Here is a 20,028-nt window from a genome sequence, read left to right as displayed (position 1 = left end):
GCGCCCGATCCGTTCAGACACGGACCCGACCGCGTGCGGCCTCCGGGCGTACGGACCCTCAGCGGCGGTTCGGCTGCCGGCGCTCGACGCGGTCGAGGTCGCCGGCGAGCAGGTCGTCGTGGTGGATGGTGAAGTCTCCGTTGGGCAGGGTCTGCCCGCGGCCGTAGTGCCGGCCCACGATGCGGCCGGGGAGGAAGGAACGAAGCCGGTGGCGCATGTCCCGGGGGTGGTCGACGGGTGCGCCCCAGCCGGAGGGGGCCTGGTCGGTGGAGAGCAGGACCCAGTGGTCCACGGGCACGGCGGCACCGAGGTCCGGGGCCGCTCCGGTGTGGCTGTCCAGGGCCGGCACGGTCAGCCGGTCGGGGTCGAGGGGCCGGTACCAGAGCAGCAGGGGCTTGGCACGTTGCGCGTCGGCGTTGTCGAAGCAGCACACGGCGATGGTGTGGTCGGGGAAGTGGTCCGCGTAGAAGCGCAGGAGGTCCGGGTCGACATCGGGGCGCCGGTGCGGCGGCACCTGCCGCAGCGCTGCGGGGACCGCGGTGGGGTCGGCGGCCAGCAGCACCGTGTAGATGTCGTGGTCGAAGACCTGGACGGGCTGGGTTTCCGCACCCATGAACGCGATGCCGTCGGCTGCCGCGTTGACGGATTCGACGGCGGTGACCATGCGGTGCAGGACGTCTCCGGTGCGTCCGGCCGCGAGGAAGTGACGGGGCGTGAGCTGCCTGGTGGGCAGGTGCAGCAGCATGGCGTTCGGGCCGGCCGTCAGGTTGGCGGCGGTGTTCTGGTAGCCCAGGACGTGGATGAGGCCGTGCTCGGGGTGGTGCTGTCGACCGCAGTACGCAATCGTGCCGGAGAACTCGGCCTCACCTGTTGAGATGCACACGGCGGTACGGTATCGCCTCTGTCGGGTGGGTGCCGGTGCCCGGACCGCTCACGCGCGGTCCTCCCGGCGCAGGTCAGCCCGCCGCCCTATGCGTCCCCACCGCCCCGGGGCCACCGCGCTCGACCAGACGCTGTCAGGTGAACCGTCCCACCATCGCCCACTCACGTTCAGCTCAGTAATCGTCCGGACCGCCGTACCGGAAGGTCGAGAAGCCGGGGCCCGAGATCCTCTTCCCGCTGACGGAAACCCTCCGTGGTATCGGTGACCGCTTCGCCTCCTCTGCGCTCAGACAGGCAGCGTATGCCGCACGTTACGGCTCCGGGGCTTCCTCGTTCGGCGGGTTCTCCCGTTCCGCTTGACCGTCTGGCGTTTCGACCGCGCGCGGTGCTCGCACACGAACGCCCTCCCGGGGGGTGCTCGGGCCGCGGGAGGGCGCTCGGTGACGGCCGCCGCCGTCGGCTGCCGACGTTTCGTCGGCAGCAGGACGTGGGTCGGCGTGGCAGCCGCGGGTCCGCGGCCGCCGGGGGTCAGTTGTGGCTGTGCAGGACGTCGTTCAGGCCGCCCCACTCGGCGTTGTTCGGGACGGCCTGGACGGAGCCGGTCACCGAGTTGCGGCGGAAGAGGACGTTGTCGGCGCCGGAGAGTTCGCGGGCCTTGACGATCTGGCCGTCGGGCATGGTGACCTTGGTCCCGGCGGTGAGGTAGAGGCCGGCCTCGACCACGCAGTCGTCGCCCAGGGCGATACCGACGCCCGCCTCGGCGCCGACCAGGGAGCGCTCGCCGATGCGGACCCGCTCCTTGCCGCCGCCGGAGAGGGTGCCCATGGTGGAGGCGCCGCCGCCGATGTCGGAACCGTCGCCGACGACGACGCCCTGGGAGATGCGGCCCTCGACCATGGAGGTGCCCAGGGTGCCGGCGTTGAAGTTGACGAAGCCCTCGTGCATGACGGTGGTGCCGGCGGCCAGGTGGGCGCCGAGGCGGACCCGGTCGGCGTCGGCGACGCGCACGCCCGCCGGGGCCACGTAGTCGGTCATCCGCGGGAACTTGTCCACACCGGTGACGGAGAGGTGCAGTCCGCGGGCGCGGGCCCGCAGGCGGACCGCCTCCAGCGTGTCCACCGCGACCGGGCCCTGGGAGGTCCAGGCGACGTTGGCGAGCAGGCCGAAGACGCCGTCCAGGTTCTGCTCGTTGGGCCGGACCAGGCGGTGCGAGAGCAGGTGCAGGCGCAGGTAGGCGTCGTGGGTGTCGAGCGGCTTGTCGTCCAGCGAGGAGATGACCGTGCGGACCGCGACGATCTCGACGCCGCGCACCTCGTCCGTGCGGACCGCCTCGGCGGCGCCCTCGCCGAGCAGCTCCACGGCTCGTTCGGCGGACAGGCGCTCGGTGCCGGCCGGGCCGGGCTGGTCGACCGTCTCGGGGGCGGGGAACCAGGTGTCCAGGACGGTGCCGTCGGCGGCGACGGTGGCGAGGCCGGCGGCCACGGCGCCGGTGGTGCGGGGAGCAGTCGTGTCGGTCATGAGGGCAACCTAACCGGCCGGAGGGCGGGGAGGCGAACCAGCACGGCCTCGTCTCAGGTGGCGGGCGGAGAGAAGGCGGGAGAGAGAGCGGGGGCGGCCTCCGCGCCCGGGCGCGACGGGCGCCGGCTCGCGCTCCCCTGGCCGCCGGCTCGCGCTGCCCGAATCCGCGCCTCTCCCTCACCGGGGCCTCCGGATCCCCCGCTTCGGGGCGGCCGTCTGCTCTCCGTGGCGGGCCGCGCCGGTCGCCTCAGTCGGGCGGGCCGATGACCCGGGCGAGCACCTCGCGGGCGTAGGCCTCGTCGTACGGCGTGTCCGTGAGGAGCACCTGGAGGCAGATCCCGTCCATGAGCGCCACCAGCGCCCGCGCCGTGACCGGGTCGGTGCGGCGGGAGAGCAGTTCGGCGAGGTCGGCGGCCCACTCCGCGGCCACCGGGCGCAGCGCGGGTCGGCGCAGGGCGGCCAGGTACAGCTCGTACTCCAGTTCCACGCCGGTGCGGTCGCCGGCGAGCCACTCCCCCGTCAGGGCGGCGAGGGCGGCGGCCAGGTCGGTGCGCGGGTCGTCGAGTCCGCCGCTCGTGGCGACGGCCTTGGCGAAGCCCTCGTTGGCCTGGCGCAGGGCGGCCACCATCAGCTCGTCGAGGGTGGCGAAGTGGTACGTCGTGGAGCCGAGCGGGACGTCCGCCTCGGCTGCGGCGGAGCGGTGGCTCAGCCCGGCGAGGCCTTTGGCGCCCACCACCCGGATCGCCGCGTCGATGATCCGCTGCCGGCGCTCGGGGTCGTAGCGGCGGGCCATCAGTGCGCGCCTCCCATGTTGAGGACCACCACTCCGGCCACGATCAGCAGCATTCCGGCGATCTTGGCGGGGCCGAGTCCCTCCCCGAACAGCACCAGCCCGAGCAGGGCGATGGCCGCGGTGCCCGCGCCCGACCAGATGGCGTACGCGGTGCCGATCGAGACGGTCTTCAGGGTGTGTGCGAGCAGGGCGAAGGAGACCAGGTAGCCGAGGGCGGTGAGCAGGGCGGGGGCGGGTCTGCTGAAGCCATCGCTGTACTTCATGGCGGTGGTGGCGGCCACTTCGGCGGCGATGGCTCCCACGAGCGACAGGTATCCCATGCGTACGAGCGTACACAACGATGCGTACGGGTGTACACACCGATGCCGCCGGCATCGCACCGCCGGCATCGGTACCCCCGGACACCGCCCCCGGCAACGCCGAACGGCGAGGTCCCGCAGGACCTCGCCGTTCGTGGCGCCCGGACGGGCGCGCAGGGATCAGACGTTGAAGCCGAGCGCCCGCAACTGCTCGCGGCCGTCGTCGGTGATCTTGTCCGGGCCCCACGGCGGCATCCACACCCAGTTGATGCGCAGCTCGCTGACGAGGCCGTCGGTGGCCGACTTGGCCTGGTCCTCGATGACGTCGGTGAGCGGGCAGGCCGCGGACGTCAGGGTCATGTCGACGGTCGCCACGTTGGCGTCGTCGACATGGATGCCGTAGATCAGGCCCAGGTTGACGACGTCGATGCCCAGCTCGGGGTCGACGACGTCCATCAGCGCCTCACGGAGTTCCTCCTCCGAGGCGGGCTTCATCTCAACGGTGTCGGTCATGCCGTCTTCCTTTCGGCGTCGGCTTCGCCCATGGCCTTGGCCGTCGCGTCCTTCCACGCCATCCAGCTCAGCAGCGCGCACTTGACCCGGGCCGGGTACTTGGACACGCCCGCGAAGGCGACCGCGTCGTCCAGGATCTGCTCCATCGCGTCGTCGGGCTCGAGCCGCCCCTTGGACTGCATCAGCTCCAGGAAGGTCTCCTGGATCCGCTGCGCCTCGGCGAGGTCCTTGCCGACCAGGAGGTCGTTCAGCACCGAGGCGCTGGCCTGGCTGATGGAGCAGCCCTGGCCCTCGTAGGAGACGTCCTGGATGGTCGTGCCGTCGTACTTCACGCGGAGCGTGATCTCGTCACCGCACGTCGGGTTGACGTGGTGCACCTCGGCGTCGCCGTCCCTCAGACCACGCCCGTGCGGGTTCTTGTAGTGGTCCAGGATGACTTCCTGGTACATGGAGTCCAGCTTCATGCGGTCGTTCGCCCATCCCTCAGCCGAAGAAGTTCCGTACGTGCTCCAGGCCGTCGACGAGCGCGTCGATCTCCGCCGGCGTGGAGTACAGATAGAACGACGCCCGCGTGGTCGCGGGAATTCCGTAGCGCAGGCAGACCGGGCGGGCGCAGTGGTGGCCGACCCGGACCGCGATGCCCTGCTCGTCGAGGACCTGGCCCACGTCGTGCGGGTGGATGTCGCCGAGCACGAAGGAGATCGCGGCCCCCCGGTCCTCGGCCGACGCCGGGCCGATGATCCGGAGATCGGGGACCTGGGCGAGGCGCTGCACCGCGTACTCGGTGAGCGCGTGCTCGTGGGCGAGGATCCGGTCCATGCCGACCGACTGCAGGTAGTCGATCGCCGCGCCGAGGCCGACCGCCTGCGCGATCGGCGGGGTGCCCGCCTCGAACTTGTGCGGGGCGGGCGCGTACGTGGAGGAGTGCATCGAGACCGTCTCGATCATCTCGCCGCCGCCGAGGAACGGAGGCAGGTCCTCCAGCAGCTCCTGGCGGCCCCACAGCACGCCGATGCCGGTCGGGCCGCACATCTTGTGCCCGGTGAAGGCGACGAAGTCGGCCTGGAGGGCCTGCACGTCCATCGGCATGTGCGGCGCGGCCTGGGAGGCGTCGATGCAGACCAGGGCGCCGACCTCCTGGGCGCGGCGGACGATCGCCTCGACCGGGTTGTACGTGCCCAGGATGTTGGAGACGAGCACGAAGGAGACGATCTTCGTCTTCTCGGTGATGACCTCGTCGATGTTCGACAGGTCCAGGCGGCCGTCGTCGGTCAGGCCGAACCACCTCAGCTTCGCGCCGGTGCGCTGCGCGAGCAGCTGCCAGGGCACGATGTTGGAGTGGTGCTCCATCTCCGTGATGACGATCTCGGTGTCGGCGTCCACCCGGTAGGGCTCGTCGGCCCAGCCCAGCATGTTCGCCACGAGGTTGAGCGACTCGGAGGCGTTCTTGGTGAAGATCACCTCGTCGCGGCTCGGCGCGTTGATGAACTCCGCCACCTTGTCGCGCGCGCCCTCGTACAGCGCCGTGGCCTCCTCGGCGAGCACGTGCACGCCCCGGTGGACGTTGGCGTTGTGCTGCTCGTAGTACTCGGCGATCACGTCGAGGACCTGGCGCGGCGTCTGCGAGGTCGCCGCGTTGTCCAGGTACACGAGCTTCTTCCCGTCGTGGACCGTGCGGTCCAGGATGGGGAAGTCCTTGCGGAGCGCCTCGGCGTCGAGGAGACCCGGCAGCTGTGTCACGCGGATGCGCCTCCCTTCGTGTAGGCCTCGTAGCCCTCGTTCTCCAGCTTGTCGGCGAGTTCGGGACCGCCGGACTCGACGATCCGGCCGCCGGCGAACACGTGCACGTGGTCGGGCTTGATGTAGCGCAGGATGCGCGTGTAGTGGGTGATCAGCAGGGTGCCGACCTGACCGCTCTCGCGGACCCGGTTGACGCCCTCGGAGACGACCCGCAGCGCGTCCACGTCGAGGCCCGAGTCCGTCTCGTCGAGGACCGCGATGCGCGGCTTGAGCAGCTCCAGCTGGAGGATCTCGTGGCGCTTCTTCTCACCGCCGGAGAAGCCCTCGTTGACGTTGCGCTCGGCGAAGGACGGGTCCATGTTGAGGCGCTCCATGGCCTCCTTGACCTCCTTCACCCAGGTGCGCAGCTTGGGGGCCTCGCCGCGGACGGCGGTCGCGGAGGTGCGCAGGAAGTTGGAGACCGAGACGCCGGGGACCTCGACCGGGTACTGCATGGCCAGGAACAGGCCGGCGCGGGCGCGCTCGTCGACGGACATCTCCAGGACGTCCTCGCCGTCCAGGGTGACGGTGCCGCCGGTGATCGTGTACTTGGGGTGACCCGCGAGGGAGTAGGCGAGGGTCGACTTGCCGGAGCCGTTGGGGCCCATGATGGCGTGCGTCTCGCCCTGCTTCACGGTGAGGTCGACGCCCTTGAGGATCTCCTTCGTGGCGTTGTCGGCCTCGACGGTGACGTGCAGGTCTCGGATTTCAAGCGTTGCCATGGGTGCCTCAGGACTCCTGGGTGAGGGAGACGAGCACGTCGTCCCCTTCGATCTGTACGGGGTATACGGGGACGGGGCGGGTCGCCGGAAGGCTGTCGGGCTTGCCGGAGCGCAGGTCGAAGCGCGAGCCGTGCAGCCAGCACTCGATGTGGCAGTCGTCGACCTCGCCCTCGGAGAGGGAGACGTTCGCGTGCGAGCAGATGTCGTTGATCGCGAAGACCTCGCCCTCGGTCCGCACGAGGGACAGGGGCGTGCCGTCGAGTTCCACCCGCTTCGGGGTGTCCTCCTCCAGCTCGCTCAGGTTGCAGACTCGAACGAAGGTCATGCGACCGATGCCTCCAGCTCCTCCTCGATCTTGGCGAGCAGCCGCTCCTCGATGTCCGCGACGCCGATCTGCTGGACCAGCTCGGCGAAGAAGCCGCGGACCACGAGCCGGCGGGCCTCCTGCTCGGGGATGCCGCGGGCCATGAGGTAGAAGAGCTGCTCGTCGTCGAAGCGGCCGGTGGCGGAGGCGTGGCCGGCGCCGACGATCTCGCCGGTCTCGATCTCCAGGTTGGGGACGGAGTCGACCCGGGCGCCGTCGGTCAGCACCAGGTTGCGGTTCATCTCGTAGGTGTCGGTGCCCTCGGCCGCCGCCTCGATGAGCACGTCGCCGATCCACACCGCGTGTGCGTCGTCGCCCTGGAGCGCGCCCTTGTAGACGACGTTCGACGAGCAGTGCGGGGTGTTGTGGGTGACCAGCAGGCGGTGCTCCTGGTGCTGGCCGGCGTCGGTGAAGTACAGGCCGAACAGGGCGGCCTCGCCGCCGGGGCCGGCGTACTCCACGCGCGGGTGGAGGCGCACCACGTCGCCGCCGAAGGTGACGACCACGGACTTGAAGGAGGCGTCCCGGCCGACCAGGGCGTTGTGCTGGCCGATGTGGACGGCCTTGTCGTCCCAGTCCTGGACGGAGACGACGGTCAGCTTGGCGCCGTCGCCGAGGAGGTAGTCGACGTTGGCGGCGAGGACCGCGTCGCCGGTGTGGTCGATGACGACGACGGCCTCCGCGAAGGCGCCCAGCTCGATCACCTGGTGGCCGAAGGCGGTGCCGCCCTCGCCGTGCACCGCGATGCGGATCGGCTCGGTGAGGACGGTCTCCTTCGGCACGGTCACGACCGAGGCCTTCTCGAAGGCGGAGTAGGCCTGCGCGGCGACGCGGTCCACCGGGGTGCCCGCGCGGCCGAGCCGCGCGTCGTCGCGGCCGACGGCCTCGACGGTGACGCCCTCGGGGGCCCGGACGTCGACCCGGACGCCGTCGCCGGTCGCCTCGGCGGTGCCGTCGTGCAGGCCGCGCAGCCGCTCCAGCGGGGTGAACCGCCACTCCTCCTCACGGCCGTGCGGGACCGGGAAGTCCGTCACGTCGAAGGACGGGGGCGCGCTCATGCGCGAGACGACGGTCGACTCCGCGGCGACCGCGATCGAGCCCGCGGTGGTGGATCCCACGGGTGGGGGTCCCCCCGCCCGAGCGGATCCTGGGGTGGGGGAGTTCTGGGCCTCGGCCATGGCTGTCGTGTTGCTCGCTTTCTCAGGTCAGTGACGTGACGGGGCAGCGGGCCGGAGTGTCCCCGGCCCGGGCCGGGGACTAACCGACCGCGCCCTCCATCTGCAGCTCGATCAGCCGGTTGAGCTCCAGCGCGTACTCCATGGGCAGCTCCTTGGCGATCGGCTCGACGAAGCCTCGCACGATCATCGCCATCGCCTCGTCCTCGCTCAGGCCGCGGCTCATCAGGTAGAAGAGCTGGTCCTCGGAGACCTTGGAGACGGTGGCCTCGTGGCCCATGGACACGTCGTCCTCGCGGACGTCCACGTAGGGGTAGGTGTCCGAACGCGAGATCGTGTCGACCAGCAGCGCGTCGCAGAGCACGTTCGACTTCGATCCGGCGGCGCCCTCGCCGATCTCGATCAGCCCGCGGTAGGAGGTGCGGCCGCCGGCGCGCGCCACCGACTTGGAGACGATGTTGGAGGAGGTGTGCGGGGCCATGTGGACCATCTTGGCGCCCGCGTCCTGGTGCTGGCCCTCGCCGGCGAACGCGATGGACAGCGTCTCGCCCTTGGCGTGCTCGCCCATCAGGTACACGGCCGGGTACTTCATCGTCACCTTGGAGCCGATGTTGCCGTCGACCCACTCCATGGTCGCGCCCTCGTACGCCACGGCGCGCTTGGTGACCAGGTTGTAGACGTTGTTCGACCAGTTCTGGATGGTCGTGTAGCGGCAGCGGGCGTTCTTCTTGACGATGATCTCGACGACGGCGCTGTGCAGCGAGTCCGACTTGTAGATCGGGGCGGTGCAGCCCTCGACGTAGTGCACGTAGGCACCCTCGTCGACGATGATCAGGGTCCGCTCGAACTGGCCCATGTTCTCCGTGTTGATGCGGAAGTAGGCCTGGAGCGGGATCTCGACGTGGACGCCCGGCGGGACGTAGATGAAGGAGCCGCCGGACCACACGGCCGTGTTCAGTGCGGCGAACTTGTTGTCGCCGGCGGGGATGACCGTGCCGAAGTACTCCTTGAAGAGCTCCGGGTGCTCCTTCAGGGCGGTGTCGGTGTCGAGGAAGACGACGCCCTGCTCCTCCAGGTCCTCGCGGATCTGGTGGTAGACGACCTCCGACTCGTACTGCGCGGCGACGCCGGCGACCAGGCGCTGCTTCTCCGCCTCCGGGATGCCGAGCTTGTCGTAGGTGTTCTTGATGTCCTCGGGCAGGTCCTCCCAGGACTCCGCCTGCTTCTCCGTCGAGCGCACGAAGTACTTGATGTTGTCGAAGTCGATGCCCGACAGGTCCGAGCCCCAGTTCGGCATGGGCTTCTTCTCGAAGAGCTTCAGGCCCTTCAGACGCAGCTTGGCCATCCACTCCGGCTCGGACTTCTTCGTCGAGATGTCCCGGACGACCTCGTCGTTCAGACCACGCCGCGCCGAGGCACCGGCCTCGTCGGAGTCGGCCCAGCCGTACTCGTACTTGCCCAGGCCCTCCAGTTCGGGGTGGGCGGTCTCCGTGGGGAGAGTCATGCGGGGTTCCTCCCGGCCGTGCTTGCAGATGCGTCAGTGGAATGCGTGGGGGTGTTCTGGGGGATGAACGTGGTGCAGACGCCGTCGCCGTGGGCGATGGTCGCCAGCCGCTGGACGTGAGTACCCAGCAGTTCGGCGAAGAACTCCGTCTCCGCCTCGCACAGCTGGGGGAACTGCTCCGCGACGTGGGCGACCGGGCAGTGGTGCTGGCACAACTGCTCGCCCCGCTGCGGGAGGGGTGCGCTCCGCGCGGTAGCAGCGTACCCGTCGGCGCTCAGGGCCTTGGCCAGGGCTTCGGCGCGCTCCTCGCGGGAGGCGCCCTCGACCGCCTTGCGGTAGGCGCCGGCCTGCGCGGCGATCCGGGCGCGGGCGAAGGCGGCGACCGCCTCCTCGCCGCCCTCGCGCTCGGCGATCCAGCGCAGCGCGTCCGCGGCCAGCTTGTCGTACGACTGGTCGAAGGCGTCGCGGCCGCAGTCCGTGAGGGCGAACACCTTCGCGGGCCGGCCGCGGGTCCGGGTGCCGTACACCCGCTGCTCCCGGGCCTCCACGACGTCGTCGGCGACCAGCGCGTCCAGGTGCCGGCGCACGGCGGCCTGGGTGAGGCCCAGGCGGCCGGCGAGCACGGCGGCCGTGGACGGGCCGTGGTCCAGGATGGACCGCGCGACCCGGTTGCGCGTGGAGCGCTCCCCGGTCGCGAGCTCCTCCTGCGGGGCCCCCGCGGGGGTCTCCCGAGCCTCGCCGACGTTTTTCACAACGCCATTGTTGCGTAATTCCCGGAAGCGTGACAAGCGGCACCCCGACCGGGGCGCGGTGCCCTGCGTCACTTAGGCATACCTAAGCCGACATCGCATCTGACCTGCGGAAACGATCTTTGATCGATCGGTGGGTCCGGTCGGCCGCGGCGACCGGGCGGATGCCCGGGCGCGGGCGCGGCGGGCCGGCGGCCCGCGCGGGCGGGCGGACGCGGCCGGGAATCCGCTGGCGCCGCCCGCAGCGCTCGGGAAGACTGCCGATCATGCCCGTACCCGCTCCGACCGGCCCGCTCGTCACCCGCGGCACCCTCGCCGCCGAACTGCGGCGACTGGGCGTCCGGACCGGCGAGACCCTCCTCGTGCACTCCTCGCTCAGCTCCCTCGGATGGGTGAACGGCGGCGCCGTCGCGGTCGTCCAGGGACTGCTGGACGCGCTCGGCGCGCAGGGGACGCTGGTCGTCCCCACCCAGTCCGCGGACCTCTCCGACCCGGCGCTGTGGAGCAGTCCGCCCGTGCCCGAGCAGTGGTGGGAGACGATCCGCGCCACCATGCCCGCCTACGATCCCCGGACCACGCCCGCCCGCGGGGTCGGCGTGGTCCCCGAGACCGTGCGCACCTGGCCGGGCGCGCTGCGCAGCGCCCACCCGCAGACGTCGTTCGCCGCCGTCGGCCCGCTTGCGCCGAGGATCACCGAGGGGCACGCCCAGGACTGCCGGCTCGGCGAGCGCAGCCCGCTCGCACGGCTGGAGGCGCTGGGCGCCCGGGTACTGCTGCTCGGGGTCGGCTACGACAGCTGCACCAGCTTCCACCTCGCCGAGTACCGGATCCCGGCGCCCCTCGTCGCGGTCGGCCGCCCCGCGCCCGGCGGCGGCTGGGAGGCGCCGGTGGAGGTCTCCGTCACCTCCGACCGCTTCGACGAACTGGGGCGCGACTTCGAACGGGAGCGTCCCGTCGTCCGCGGCCCGGTGGGCGCGGCCGAGGCGCGGCTGTTCCCGGTGGCCGACGCGGTGGCCTATGCCGAGCGGTGGCTCGCGGCGCACCGCCCGCGCAGGGAGGCGCTCCCCCACCCGCTCGCCTGATCCGGGCCGCTCCCGCACCCGCCCCGGGCCCACGACGCGCCCGCCCCCGTACCGACGGCCCGCTCCGCTCCCGCACCCGCTTCCCGCACGTCGCGCGCCCGCTCCGGCGTCCCGCCGTCCGCCTCGCCGTGCGTCCCGCCGCCCCGCCCGGGCGTGGGCCGACGGACAGGTGCCGGACGGGCACCGGACCGGCGCGGGGACGGGCACCGGACCGGCGCAGGGACAGGCACCGGACGGGCGCGGGGGCGGCGTGCGCACCCGGCCGCCCGGCCGCCCCGGGGCCTCCTTAGACTCTGACCCCATGCGAAGTGAGTCCGTCGTCCAGGTGCAGTCCCTGGTGAAGCGGTACGGCACCAAGACCGCGGTGGACGGCCTCGACCTGGTGGCCCGGGCGGGCGTGACCGCCGTCCTGGGCCCCAACGGTGCCGGCAAGACGACCACGGTCGAGACCTGCGAGGGGTACCGGCGGCCGGACTCCGGCACGGTGCGCGTACTGGGCCTCGACCCGGTCGCGCAGTCGGCCGAGCTGCGGCCGCGGATCGGCGTGATGCTCCAGTCCGGCGGCGTCTACTCGGGGGCGCGCGCCGAGGAGATGCTGCGGCACATGGCACGTCTGCACGCGCACCCGCTGGACGTGGACGCGCTGATCGAACGGCTCGGCCTCGGGTCCTGCGGGCGCACCGGCTACCGCCGGCTGTCCGGCGGCCAGCAGCAGCGGCTCGCGCTGGCGATGGCGGTCGTCGGGCGGCCGGAGCTGGTGTTCCTGGACGAGCCGTCCGCCGGACTCGACCCGCAGGCCCGCCGCGCCACCTGGGACCTGGTGCGCGACCTGCGCGCCGACGGGGTGTCCGTGATCCTCACCACCCACTCCATGGACGAGGCCGAGCAGCTCGCCGACGACGTCGCCATCATCGACGCCGGCCGGGTCGTCGCCCAGGGCTCCCCGGAGCGGCTGTGCCGCGGCGGCGCCGAGAACACCCTGCGGTTCGGCGGCCGCCCGGGACTGGACGTGGGTTCGCTGCTCAAGGCCCTGCCACCGGGCTCCTCGGCCGCCGAGCTGACGCCCGGCTCGTACCGGGTGACCGGCGAGGTCGACCCGCAGCTGCTCGCCACGGTCACCTCCTGGTGCGCGCAGCACGGCGTGCTGCCGGACCGGATCTCCGTCGAGCGGCACACCCTCGAGGACGTCTTCCTGGAGCTCACCGGCAAGGAGCTGCGCTCGTGACCGCCAACGGCACCCACACCCCGAGGCCGGGGGCGGCCCCGCTGCCCCGCATGATCGCCGCGCAGGCCGCCCTGGAGACGCGGATGCTGCTGCGCAACGGGGAGCAGCTGCTGCTCACGGTGATCATCCCCACGCTGCTGCTGGTGCTGTTCAGCTCGATCGACATCGTCGACACCGGTGCGGGGAAGTCGGTGGACTTCCTGGCGCCGGGCATCCTGGCCCTGGCCGTGATGTCCACGGCGTTCACCGGGCAGGCCATCGCCACCGGTTTCGAGCGGCGCTACGGCGTACTGAAGCGGCTCGCCTCCTCGCCGCTGCCCCGCTGGGGGCTGATGACCGCCAAGACGGCGTCCGTGCTGGTCACCGAGGTGCTCCAGGTGCTGCTGCTGACGGTGATCGCCCTCGCGCTGGGCTGGTCGCCGCACGGCGGGGTGCTCCCGGTGCTGCTGCTCCTGCTCGCCGGTACGGCGGCCTTCTCCGGGCTCGGGCTGCTGATGGCCGGCACGCTGAAGGCCGAGGCGACGCTGGCCGCGGCCAATCTGGTCTTCCTGCTGCTGCTGGTGGGCGGAGGCGTGATCGTGCCGCTGGACCGCTTCCCGTCGGGCGCCCAGCACGTGCTGGGGCTGCTGCCGGTCTCCGCCCTGTCGGACGGGCTGCGGGACGTGCTGCAGCACGGCGCCGGCATGCCCTGGGGCGACCTGGGGATCCTGGCCGTGTGGGCGGCGGCGGGTCTGGCGGCCGCGGGCCGGTTCTTCCGCTGGGAGTGAGCAGGCGGCCGGGACCGGGACGCCCGGCGGGCTGCGCGGGCCGTGGTGAGCAGACGCACACGGCCCCCTCGTGAAAGCGTGCACAAACGGGCGCATACGATGGTGCGCGTGCCAAAGCTGACCCGCGCCGACGCCCTCGCGGCCGCGCGCAACCCGCTCGACTTCATCGCCACGCGCTGGACGCCCGCCCCGCGGACCGTCCGGCGGGCGGCCCTGTCCGCCGTCGTCATGGCGGTGGTGATCGTCGCCACCGGCGGCGCCGTGCGCCTGACCGGCTCGGGCCTGGGCTGCCCCACCTGGCCGAAGTGCACGGCGGACTCGCTCGCCGCGACCGGCGCGATGGGCTACCACGGCGCCATCGAGTTCGGTAACCGGCTGCTGACCTACGTCCTGTGCGCGGCGGTCGGCTGGGCGATCGTCGCCGCGCGTGCGGCCGAGCCGTGGCGCCGAGGCCTGACCCGGCTCGGCTGGGCCCAGTTCTGGGTCGTGATGAGCAACGCGATCCTCGGCGGCATCGTCGTCCTGGTCGGGCTCAACCCGTACACGGTCGCGGCGCACTTCGTCGCGACCACCGCACTGATCACGGTCGCCGTGGTGATGTGGCAGCGCGCGGGAGAGGGCGACGCGGCGCCCCGGCCGCTGGTCGGCAAGGCGGTGGTGCAGCTGGTGTGGTTCCTGGTCGCGGCGGCCGCGCTGCTGGTCCTGGTCGGCACGGTGGTCACCGGCGCGGGCCCGCACGCGGGCGACTCCAGCGAGGTGACCCGCATCCCCGTCGACTGGGAGACCGTCGCCAAGCTGCACGCGGTGCTGGCCTGGATCGTGGTGACGCTGACCTTCGCGCTGTGGTTCGTGCTGAAGGCGGTCGACGCGCCCAAGGCTCCGCTGGACCGCACGCGGGAGCTGTTCCTGGTGCTGCTGGCCCAGGGCGTGATCGGGTACGTCCAGTACTTCACCCACCTTCCCGAGGCCCTGGTGGGCCTGCACATGCTCGGCTCCGCACTGATGTGGATCTGGGTGCTGCGGGTGCTGCTGTCGCTGCGCGAGCGCCCGCGGACCGCGAAAGCGGACCTGCCGGGACCGGCGGCGGAACCCGTGGTCGACGCCGCCGTGTGAGTCGGCGCCCGCCGGACGCCGACACCGCCCGACGGCACCACGCGGACGCCGAACCGCCGTCGCGCGGCTCGGGCCGCAGGGCGCGGACACCCGACGCGGACGGCGCGCCGCGCCGCTCAGCACGGAGGGCGGGCCGCAGCGCTCAGCGCGGACGGCGGGCCGCAGCGCGGATGCCGGGCCCCGGTCGCCGGGGCGGCGCCGGCGTCGGGTCGCCGGGGCGGCGTCGGGCCGCCAGGGCGGCGTCGGCGCAGACGTGCGGGAAGGCCGCCGCGAGGTGGGCGGCGTGCCGGTGGTACGGGTGGCCGTGCAGGAGCACCAGGTCGGCGCCCAGGCCGGCCGTGGCGCGGGCGAACCCGGTCAGCAGCGCCGGGTCGGTGCGCTCCGTGCGCCACCCGGTTCCGCGAGGCCGGCGTGCCACGGCGGACGGTGTGTCCATCTCCGGGCTCGCCGCGGCTGGACCGTGCGCTGCTCACCGGTCCCGACGGGTGAACCCGTCCTCAGGTGTTGCTCGGACCGCCGAGCTGGATCCCGGCCATGCGGGTCCACTCGTAGGGACCGGTCCTCACCTTTGCCGCGAGTTCGCCGTCGAAGGCCTCGTGGACGGTGATCCCGGACTTCTCGACGGCCTTCTCGGCCAGCTCGTAGGAGGTGGCGAACAGGTCGCCCCAGGTGCCGTCCTCGCCGACGAGTACGATCCGGGCGCCGCGCTCGCCGATGTAGGCGACCTGGCCCTCGGCCCCGCCGTGCGCCTGCGAGAAGCTGCTGATCTGCCGGGCGAGCCGGGCCGCCCTGCGCTCGGCCTTCGCGTCGGCCTGCTGTGTGTCTGCCATGACCAGGATGCTACTCACCGGTAGATCCACTGGCGAGGGCAGGGCCCTGTGATGTGCGTCGGCAACGTGCGTCAGCGATGTGCGTCAGCGCAGGAAGGGGTCCACCGCCACGGCCACGAACAGCAGCGACACATAGGTGATGGACCAGTGGAACAGCCGCATCTCCTTGAGCTTCGCTCCGGTCGCCTCGGACCTGGCGCGGTTCTGCAGGGCGTGCGCCTCCCAGAGCCACCAGCCGCCGGCCGCCAGCGCGATCGCGGTGTAGAACCAGCCGGTGTAGCCGAGCGGGGTGAGCAGCAGGGAGACGGCGACCATGACCCAGCTGTAGACCACGATCTGCCGGGCGACGACCTTGTTGGAGGCGATCACCGGCAGCATCGGCACGCCCACCCGGGCGTAGTCCTCGCGCACCTTCATGGACAGCGGCCAGTAGTGCGGCGGCGTCCAGAAGAACATCACCAGGAAGAGCACGACCGGCGCCCAGGAGAGGGAGTCGGTCACCGAGGACCAGCCGATGAGCACCGGCATGCAGCCGGCGATGCCGCCCCACACGATGTTCTGCGAGGTGCGGCGCTTGAGGATCATCGTGTAGACGACGACGTAGAAGAGGAGCGCGCCGAGGGAGAGCCAGGCCGACAGCCAGTTGACGGTCAGTCCGAACAGCAGCGTCGACACCGCGGCGAGCCCGATGCCGAAGGCGAGGCACTCGCGCGGGCTGACCACGCCGGTGACCAGCGGACGCTGCGAGGTGCGGTCCATCAGCGCGTCGATGTCCCGGTCGATGTACATGTTCAGCGCGTTGGCGCCACCCGCGGAGAGGTAGCCGCCGAGGCAGGTGAGCAGCACCAGCCCCAGGTCGGGCACGCCCTGCTGGGCGAGGAACATCACCGGGACGGTGGTGATCAGCAGCAGCTCGATGATCCGCGGCTTGGTCAGCGCCACGAACGCCTTGAGCCGCGCCCCGAACGACTGCCGGGCCGGGCCAGGGCTGGTCCCGACATCCCCCGTCGCCCTCATGGCATGGGCGGTGCCCCCATCCGCCGGACGGGATTCAACGGCCGTCACGCACACCCCTACAGAGACATCCCAGCGGGCCCCGTTCCGGTCGAGATGTGGTGGGGCCCGCACGTACCACGCCACTCTAGACGTTGCCCATACCCCGCCCTTCGCGGGGGTCGGCTCGTGTTCGCCGGGGGGCTTCCGTTCGGGCGTACCACCACTCGATTGAGCGGTCAGATGAGCGCCTCCGTATTCATGTGCTCAAAGGGAGAACGGCCCGGTCGGGAGGCGAATGGCCGCAGGGCCCGGCAGTCTGTAATCACGCGGAAAACGCACGTCCTTACGAGGGTAGGCTCGACTGCGGCCGGTGGGCGTCCAGCCCGTCGGCGGCCGGTGGGCGCGCGCCCGGAACACCGGTATCCGACATGTGGAGAGGAGCCCTGAATCAGGGTGAGCACCAAGCCGACCACCACAGACCTCGAGTGGACCGAGCTGGACCAGCGCGCGGTGGACACCGCGCGTGTCCTTGCCGCCGACGCCGTACAGAAGGTCGGCAACGGCCATCCGGGTACGGCGATGAGCCTGGCCCCGGCCGCGTACACCCTCTTCCAGAAGGTGATGCGGCACGACCCGGCCGACCCCGACTGGGTCGGGCGGGACCGTTTCGTACTGTCCGCCGGCCACTCGTCCCTGACCCTCTACACCCAGCTCTACCTGGCCGGCTTCGGCCTGGAGCTGGACGACCTGAAGGCCTTCCGGACCTGGGGCTCGAAGACCCCCGGCCACCCCGAGTACGGTCACACCAAGGGCGTGGAGACCACGACCGGCCCGCTGGGCCAGGGCGTCGCCAACGCCGTCGGCATGGCGATGGCCGCCCGCTACGAGCGCGGCCTGTTCGACCCGGACGCGCCGACCGGTGAGTCCCCCTTCGACCACTTCGTGTACTGCGTCGCCGGTGACGGCTGCCTCCAGGAGGGCATCTCCGCGGAGGCGTCCTCGCTGGCCGGCCACCAGAAGCTGGGCAACCTGGTCCTGCTGTGGGACGACAACCACATCTCGATCGAGGGCGACACCGAGACGGCGGTCTCCGAGGACACCGTCAAGCGCTACGAGGCCTACGGCTGGCACGTGCAGCGGGTCGCCCCGCAGCCGGACGGCGACCTCGACCCGCACGCGATCTACAACGCGATCGAGGAGGCGAAGAAGGTCACCGACCGGCCGTCCTTCATCGCGATGCGCTCGATCATCGCCTGGCCGGCCCCGAACGCGCAGAACACCGAGGCCGCGCACGGCTCCGCACTGGGCGAGGACGAGGTCGCGGCCACCAAGCGCGTCCTCGGCTTCGACCCGGAGCAGGCCTTCGAGGTCTCCGACGAGGTGATCGCCCACACCCGCACCGCCCGTGAGCGCGGCGCCCAGGCGCGGGCCGAGTGGGAGAAGGCCCTCCAGGTGTGGCGGGACGAGAACCCGCAGCGCGCCGCCGACTTCGACCGGATCAACGCGGGCGAACTGCCCGCCGGCTGGGAGGAGAAGCTCCCGGTCTTCGAGTCGGGCAAGGCCCTGGCCACCCGTGCGGCCTCCGGCAAGGTGCTCCAGGTGCTCGGCGCGGTGATCCCGGAACTGTGGGGCGGCTCCGCCGACCTGGCCGGCTCCAACAACACCACGATCGACAAGACCAGCTCCTTCCTGCCCGCGGACAACCCGCTGCCGGGCGCCGACCCGTACGGCCGGACGATCCACTTCGGCATCCGCGAGCACGCCATGGCCGCGGAGATGAACGGCATCGCGCTGCACGGCAACACCCGCGTCTACGGCGGCACCTTCCTGGTGTTCTCCGACTACATGCGCAACGCCGTCCGCCTGTCGGCGCTGATGCACCTGCCGGTGACGTACGTGTGGACGCACGACTCCATCGGCCTCGGTGAGGACGGTCCGACCCACCAGCCCGTCGAGCACCTGGCCTCGCTGCGCGCGATCCCGGGCCTGAACGTGGTCCGCCCGGCCGACGCCAACGAGACGGCGATCGCCTGGCGCGAGGTGCTGCGCCGCTGGACCAGGGAGTTCGGCGAGGGCGCACCGCACGGGCTGGCGCTGACCCGCCAGGGAGTGCCGACGTACGAGCCGAACGAGGACACGGTGCGCGGCGGATACGTCCTGGCCGAGGCCGAGGGCGGCGAGCCGCAGGTCGTGCTGATCGCGACCGGCTCCGAGGTGCACGTCGCGGTGGAGGCGCGCGAGCGGCTGCAGTCCGAGGGCGTGCCCACCCGGGTGGTGTCCATGCCGTGCGTGGAGTGGTTCGAGGAGCAGGACCAGGGGTACCGGGACAGCGTCCTGCCGCCGCAGGTCAGGGCACGGGTCGCGGTGGAGGCCGGAATCGGCCTCACCTGGCACAAGTACGTGGGGGATGCGGGCCGCATCGTTTCCCTGGAGCACTTCGGTGCTTCGGCGGACGGCAAGGTCCTCTTCCGCGAATTCGGTTTCACTGCCGAGAACGTCGCCGACCGGGCCCGGGAATCGATGGCCGCGGCCCGGGAATCCGGCACCACCGCCCAGCGCTGACGCCCACATATCAGATATCTAGGAGATGTAATTCCATGACAGACGCACTCAAGCGCCTCTCCGACGAAGGCGTCGCGATCTGGCTGGACGACCTGTCGCGCAAGCGGATCACGTCCGGCAACCTCGCAGAGCTGATCGACCAGCAGCACGTCGTGGGCGTCACCACCAACCCGACGATCTTCCAGAAGGCGATCTCCTCGGGCGACGGCTACGAGCAGCAGCTCGAGGACCTCGCCGCCCGCCGGGTCACCGTCGAAGAGGCCGTCCGCATGATCACCACCTCGGACGTCCGGGACGCGGCGGACATCCTGCGCCCCGTCTTCGACGCCACCGACGGCCAGGACGGCCGGGTCTCCATCGAGGTCGACCCGCGCCTGGCGCACAACGCCCGGGCCACCGTCGCCGAGGCCAAGCAGCTCGCCTGGCTGGTCGACCGGCCCAACACCCTGATCAAGATCCCGGCCACCGAGGCGGGGCTCCCGGCGATCACCGAGGTGATCGGCCGCGGCATCAGCGTCAACGTGACGCTGATCTTCTCGCTGGAGCGCTACCGCAAGGTCATGGACGCCTACCTGGCCGGCCTGGAGAAGGCCAGGGAGCGCGGACTGGACCTGTCCCTGATCCGCTCCGTGGCGTCCTTCTTCGTGTCCCGGGTGGACACCGAGGTCGACAAGCGGATCGACGCCATCGGCACGCCCGAGGCCAAGGCGCTGCGCGGCAAGGCCGCCGTCGCCAACGCGCGGCTGGCGTACCAGGCGTACGAGGAGGTCTTCTCCTCGGACCGCTGGAACGCGCTGGAGAACGCCGGTGCCCGCAAGCAGCGCCCGCTGTGGGCCTCCACCGGTGTGAAGGACCCGGCGTACCAGGACACCATGTACGTCACCGACCTGGTGGCGCCGAACACGGTGAACACCATGCCGGAGGCCACCCTGCTGGCCACCGAGGACCACGGCGGGATCGCCGGCGACGCCGTCCGCGGGACCTACGAGCAGGCCCGCGCGGACCTCGACGCGGTCGAGAAGCTCGGGATCGCCTACGACGACGTGGTCCAGCTGCTGGAGGACGAGGGCGTCGAGAAGTTCGCGGCGTCCTGGAACGACCTGCTGAAGTCGACGGAGGCGGAGCTGCAGCGCCTCGCCCCCTCGGAGGGCTGAA

General features: G+C 71.8%; 20 protein-coding genes and 1 pseudogene. 6 read left to right on the top strand and 15 right to left on the bottom strand.

Annotation, left to right across the window (positions count from 1 at the left end):
- Positions 1-58 precede the first annotated feature (58 nt).
- From ACL02U_RS22015 to ACL02U_RS21960, 12 genes are all read right to left on the bottom strand, one after another.
- Entirely contained in the window at positions 59-883 is an 825-nt protein-coding gene (locus ACL02U_RS22015) for a hypothetical protein (protein WP_412792603.1), read from the bottom strand.
- A gap of 527 nt (positions 884-1,410) precedes the next feature.
- Positions 1,411-2,400, bottom strand: coding sequence for a 2,3,4,5-tetrahydropyridine-2,6-dicarboxylate N-succinyltransferase (gene dapD, locus ACL02U_RS22010; RefSeq protein ID WP_412792602.1), 990 nt, complete (start codon positions 2,398-2,400; stop codon positions 1,411-1,413).
- Positions 2,401-2,647: 247 nt separating this feature from the next.
- Complete coding sequence (locus ACL02U_RS22005) at positions 2,648-3,193, bottom strand: TetR/AcrR family transcriptional regulator (RefSeq protein WP_412792601.1); 546 nt, start codon at positions 3,191-3,193, stop codon at positions 2,648-2,650.
- A complete protein-coding gene (locus ACL02U_RS22000) occupies positions 3,193-3,513 on the bottom strand; it encodes a DMT family transporter (protein WP_412792600.1) in 321 nt (106 codons plus the stop codon). Before ACL02U_RS22000 ends, ACL02U_RS22005 begins: the two co-directional genes overlap by 1 nt.
- Positions 3,514-3,672: 159 nt before the next feature.
- Positions 3,673-4,005 carry a metal-sulfur cluster assembly factor gene (locus ACL02U_RS21995; protein WP_412792599.1) on the bottom strand — a complete coding sequence of 111 codons (333 nt, stop codon included), beginning with the start codon at positions 4,003-4,005 and terminating at the stop codon, positions 3,673-3,675.
- Positions 4,002-4,469 (bottom strand): Fe-S cluster assembly sulfur transfer protein SufU, encoded by a 468-nt coding sequence (sufU, locus tag ACL02U_RS21990; RefSeq protein ID WP_412792598.1) that lies wholly within the window; start codon positions 4,467-4,469, stop codon positions 4,002-4,004. The genes ACL02U_RS21995 and sufU overlap by 4 nt, the downstream gene beginning before the upstream one ends.
- A gap of 19 nt (positions 4,470-4,488) precedes the next feature.
- Positions 4,489-5,745, bottom strand: coding sequence for a cysteine desulfurase (locus tag ACL02U_RS21985; RefSeq protein ID WP_412792597.1), 1,257 nt, complete (start codon positions 5,743-5,745; stop codon positions 4,489-4,491).
- The gene (gene sufC / locus ACL02U_RS21980) at positions 5,742-6,506 is read right to left on the bottom strand and encodes a Fe-S cluster assembly ATPase SufC (RefSeq protein WP_412792596.1); all 765 of its coding nucleotides are present in this window, start codon (positions 6,504-6,506) and stop codon (positions 5,742-5,744) included. The genes ACL02U_RS21985 and sufC overlap by 4 nt, the downstream gene beginning before the upstream one ends.
- A 7-nt stretch (positions 6,507-6,513) precedes the next feature.
- On the bottom strand, positions 6,514-6,831 hold the full coding sequence (locus ACL02U_RS21975; protein ID WP_412792595.1) for a non-heme iron oxygenase ferredoxin subunit: 318 nt from the start codon (positions 6,829-6,831) through the stop codon (positions 6,514-6,516).
- Positions 6,828-8,048 (bottom strand): Fe-S cluster assembly protein SufD, encoded by a 1,221-nt coding sequence (sufD, locus tag ACL02U_RS21970; RefSeq protein WP_412792594.1) that lies wholly within the window; start codon positions 8,046-8,048, stop codon positions 6,828-6,830. Before sufD ends, ACL02U_RS21975 begins: the two co-directional genes overlap by 4 nt.
- Before the next feature lie 79 nt (positions 8,049-8,127).
- Positions 8,128-9,549 carry a Fe-S cluster assembly protein SufB gene (gene sufB, locus ACL02U_RS21965; RefSeq protein WP_412792593.1) on the bottom strand — a complete coding sequence of 474 codons (1,422 nt, stop codon included), beginning with the start codon at positions 9,547-9,549 and terminating at the stop codon, positions 8,128-8,130.
- Positions 9,546-10,301: a helix-turn-helix transcriptional regulator gene (locus tag ACL02U_RS21960; protein WP_412792592.1), complete on the bottom strand. Its 756-nt coding sequence runs from the start codon at positions 10,299-10,301 to the stop codon at positions 9,546-9,548. The genes sufB and ACL02U_RS21960 overlap by 4 nt, the downstream gene beginning before the upstream one ends.
- Before the next feature lie 263 nt (positions 10,302-10,564).
- Between ACL02U_RS21960 and ACL02U_RS21955 the strand changes: the two genes are divergently transcribed.
- The 4 genes from ACL02U_RS21955 to ACL02U_RS21940 all read left to right on the top strand — a co-directional run bounded on the left by ACL02U_RS21955 (position 10,565) and on the right by ACL02U_RS21940 (position 14,485).
- Positions 10,565-11,380: an aminoglycoside N(3)-acetyltransferase gene (locus ACL02U_RS21955; RefSeq protein ID WP_412792591.1), complete on the top strand. Its 816-nt coding sequence runs from the start codon at positions 10,565-10,567 to the stop codon at positions 11,378-11,380.
- A 301-nt stretch (positions 11,381-11,681) separates the two neighbouring features.
- Entirely contained in the window at positions 11,682-12,605 is a 924-nt protein-coding gene (locus tag ACL02U_RS21950; protein WP_412792590.1) for an ABC transporter ATP-binding protein, read from the top strand.
- Between the two features lie 50 nt (positions 12,606-12,655).
- Positions 12,656-13,372, top strand: a complete 717-nt coding sequence (locus tag ACL02U_RS21945; RefSeq protein ID WP_412792628.1) for an ABC transporter permease — start codon at positions 12,656-12,658, stop codon at positions 13,370-13,372.
- Between the two features lie 99 nt (positions 13,373-13,471).
- Complete coding sequence (locus tag ACL02U_RS21940; RefSeq protein ID WP_412792589.1) at positions 13,472-14,485, top strand: COX15/CtaA family protein; 1,014 nt, start codon at positions 13,472-13,474, stop codon at positions 14,483-14,485.
- Positions 14,486-14,705: 220 nt separating this feature from the next.
- On the opposite strand, the pseudogene ACL02U_RS21935 reads toward ACL02U_RS21940, so the two are convergent.
- From ACL02U_RS21935 to ACL02U_RS21925, 3 genes and pseudogenes are all read right to left on the bottom strand, one after another.
- A pseudogene (locus ACL02U_RS21935) lies at positions 14,706-14,899 on the bottom strand (amidohydrolase); the annotation flags it as partial.
- Positions 14,900-14,982: 83 nt separating this feature from the next.
- The gene (locus ACL02U_RS21930) at positions 14,983-15,315 is read right to left on the bottom strand and encodes a hypothetical protein (protein ID WP_412792588.1); all 333 of its coding nucleotides are present in this window, start codon (positions 15,313-15,315) and stop codon (positions 14,983-14,985) included.
- A gap of 84 nt (positions 15,316-15,399) precedes the next feature.
- Entirely contained in the window at positions 15,400-16,332 is a 933-nt protein-coding gene (locus ACL02U_RS21925) for a heme o synthase (protein WP_412792587.1), read from the bottom strand.
- A 432-nt stretch (positions 16,333-16,764) separates the two neighbouring features.
- Between ACL02U_RS21925 and tkt the strand changes: the two genes are divergently transcribed.
- Together tkt and tal are read left to right on the top strand one after the other, a co-directional pair.
- Positions 16,765-18,873, top strand: coding sequence for a transketolase (tkt, locus tag ACL02U_RS21920; protein WP_412792586.1), 2,109 nt, complete (start codon positions 16,765-16,767; stop codon positions 18,871-18,873).
- 35 nt (positions 18,874-18,908) lie between these two features.
- Positions 18,909-20,027: a transaldolase gene (tal, locus tag ACL02U_RS21915; RefSeq protein WP_412792585.1), complete on the top strand. Its 1,119-nt coding sequence runs from the start codon at positions 18,909-18,911 to the stop codon at positions 20,025-20,027.
- The last annotated feature ends 1 nt before the right edge of the window (position 20,028 follow it).

This window comes from Streptomyces sp. MS06 (assembly GCF_047200655.1).
GTDB lineage: Bacteria > Actinomycetota > Actinomycetes > Streptomycetales > Streptomycetaceae > Streptomyces.
This window is presented reverse-complemented; position numbering and strand designations above follow the sequence as displayed.

Excerpts from the sequence above, each read along its gene's own strand:
- sufC (WP_412792596.1), bottom strand. The coding sequence starts at position 6,506 with ATGGCAACGCTTGAAATCCGAGACCTGCACGTCACCGTCGAGGCCGAC.
- ACL02U_RS21925 (WP_412792587.1), bottom strand. The coding sequence starts at position 16,332 with ATGAGGGCGACGGGGGATGTCGGGACCAGCCCTGGCCCGGCCCGGCAG.
- sufD (WP_412792594.1), bottom strand. The coding sequence starts at position 8,048 with ATGGCCGAGGCCCAGAACTCCCCCACCCCAGGATCCGCTCGGGCGGGG.
- ACL02U_RS21995 (WP_412792599.1), bottom strand. The coding sequence starts at position 4,005 with ATGACCGACACCGTTGAGATGAAGCCCGCCTCGGAGGAGGAACTCCGT.
- dapD (WP_412792602.1), bottom strand. The coding sequence starts at position 2,400 with ATGACCGACACGACTGCTCCCCGCACCACCGGCGCCGTGGCCGCCGGC.
- tal (WP_412792585.1), top strand. The coding sequence starts at position 18,909 with ATGACAGACGCACTCAAGCGCCTCTCCGACGAAGGCGTCGCGATCTGG.
- ACL02U_RS22000 (WP_412792600.1), bottom strand. The coding sequence starts at position 3,513 with ATGGGATACCTGTCGCTCGTGGGAGCCATCGCCGCCGAAGTGGCCGCC.
- ACL02U_RS21940 (WP_412792589.1), top strand. The coding sequence starts at position 13,472 with ATGGTGCGCGTGCCAAAGCTGACCCGCGCCGACGCCCTCGCGGCCGCG.
- ACL02U_RS21950 (WP_412792590.1), top strand. The coding sequence starts at position 11,682 with ATGCGAAGTGAGTCCGTCGTCCAGGTGCAGTCCCTGGTGAAGCGGTAC.
- ACL02U_RS21945 (WP_412792628.1), top strand. The coding sequence starts at position 12,656 with ATGATCGCCGCGCAGGCCGCCCTGGAGACGCGGATGCTGCTGCGCAAC.
- ACL02U_RS21955 (WP_412792591.1), top strand. The coding sequence starts at position 10,565 with ATGCCCGTACCCGCTCCGACCGGCCCGCTCGTCACCCGCGGCACCCTC.
- sufB (WP_412792593.1), bottom strand. The coding sequence starts at position 9,549 with ATGACTCTCCCCACGGAGACCGCCCACCCCGAACTGGAGGGCCTGGGC.
- ACL02U_RS21975 (WP_412792595.1), bottom strand. The coding sequence starts at position 6,831 with ATGACCTTCGTTCGAGTCTGCAACCTGAGCGAGCTGGAGGAGGACACC.
- sufU (WP_412792598.1), bottom strand. The coding sequence starts at position 4,469 with ATGAAGCTGGACTCCATGTACCAGGAAGTCATCCTGGACCACTACAAG.
- ACL02U_RS22005 (WP_412792601.1), bottom strand. The coding sequence starts at position 3,193 with ATGGCCCGCCGCTACGACCCCGAGCGCCGGCAGCGGATCATCGACGCG.
- ACL02U_RS21930 (WP_412792588.1), bottom strand. The coding sequence starts at position 15,315 with ATGGCAGACACACAGCAGGCCGACGCGAAGGCCGAGCGCAGGGCGGCC.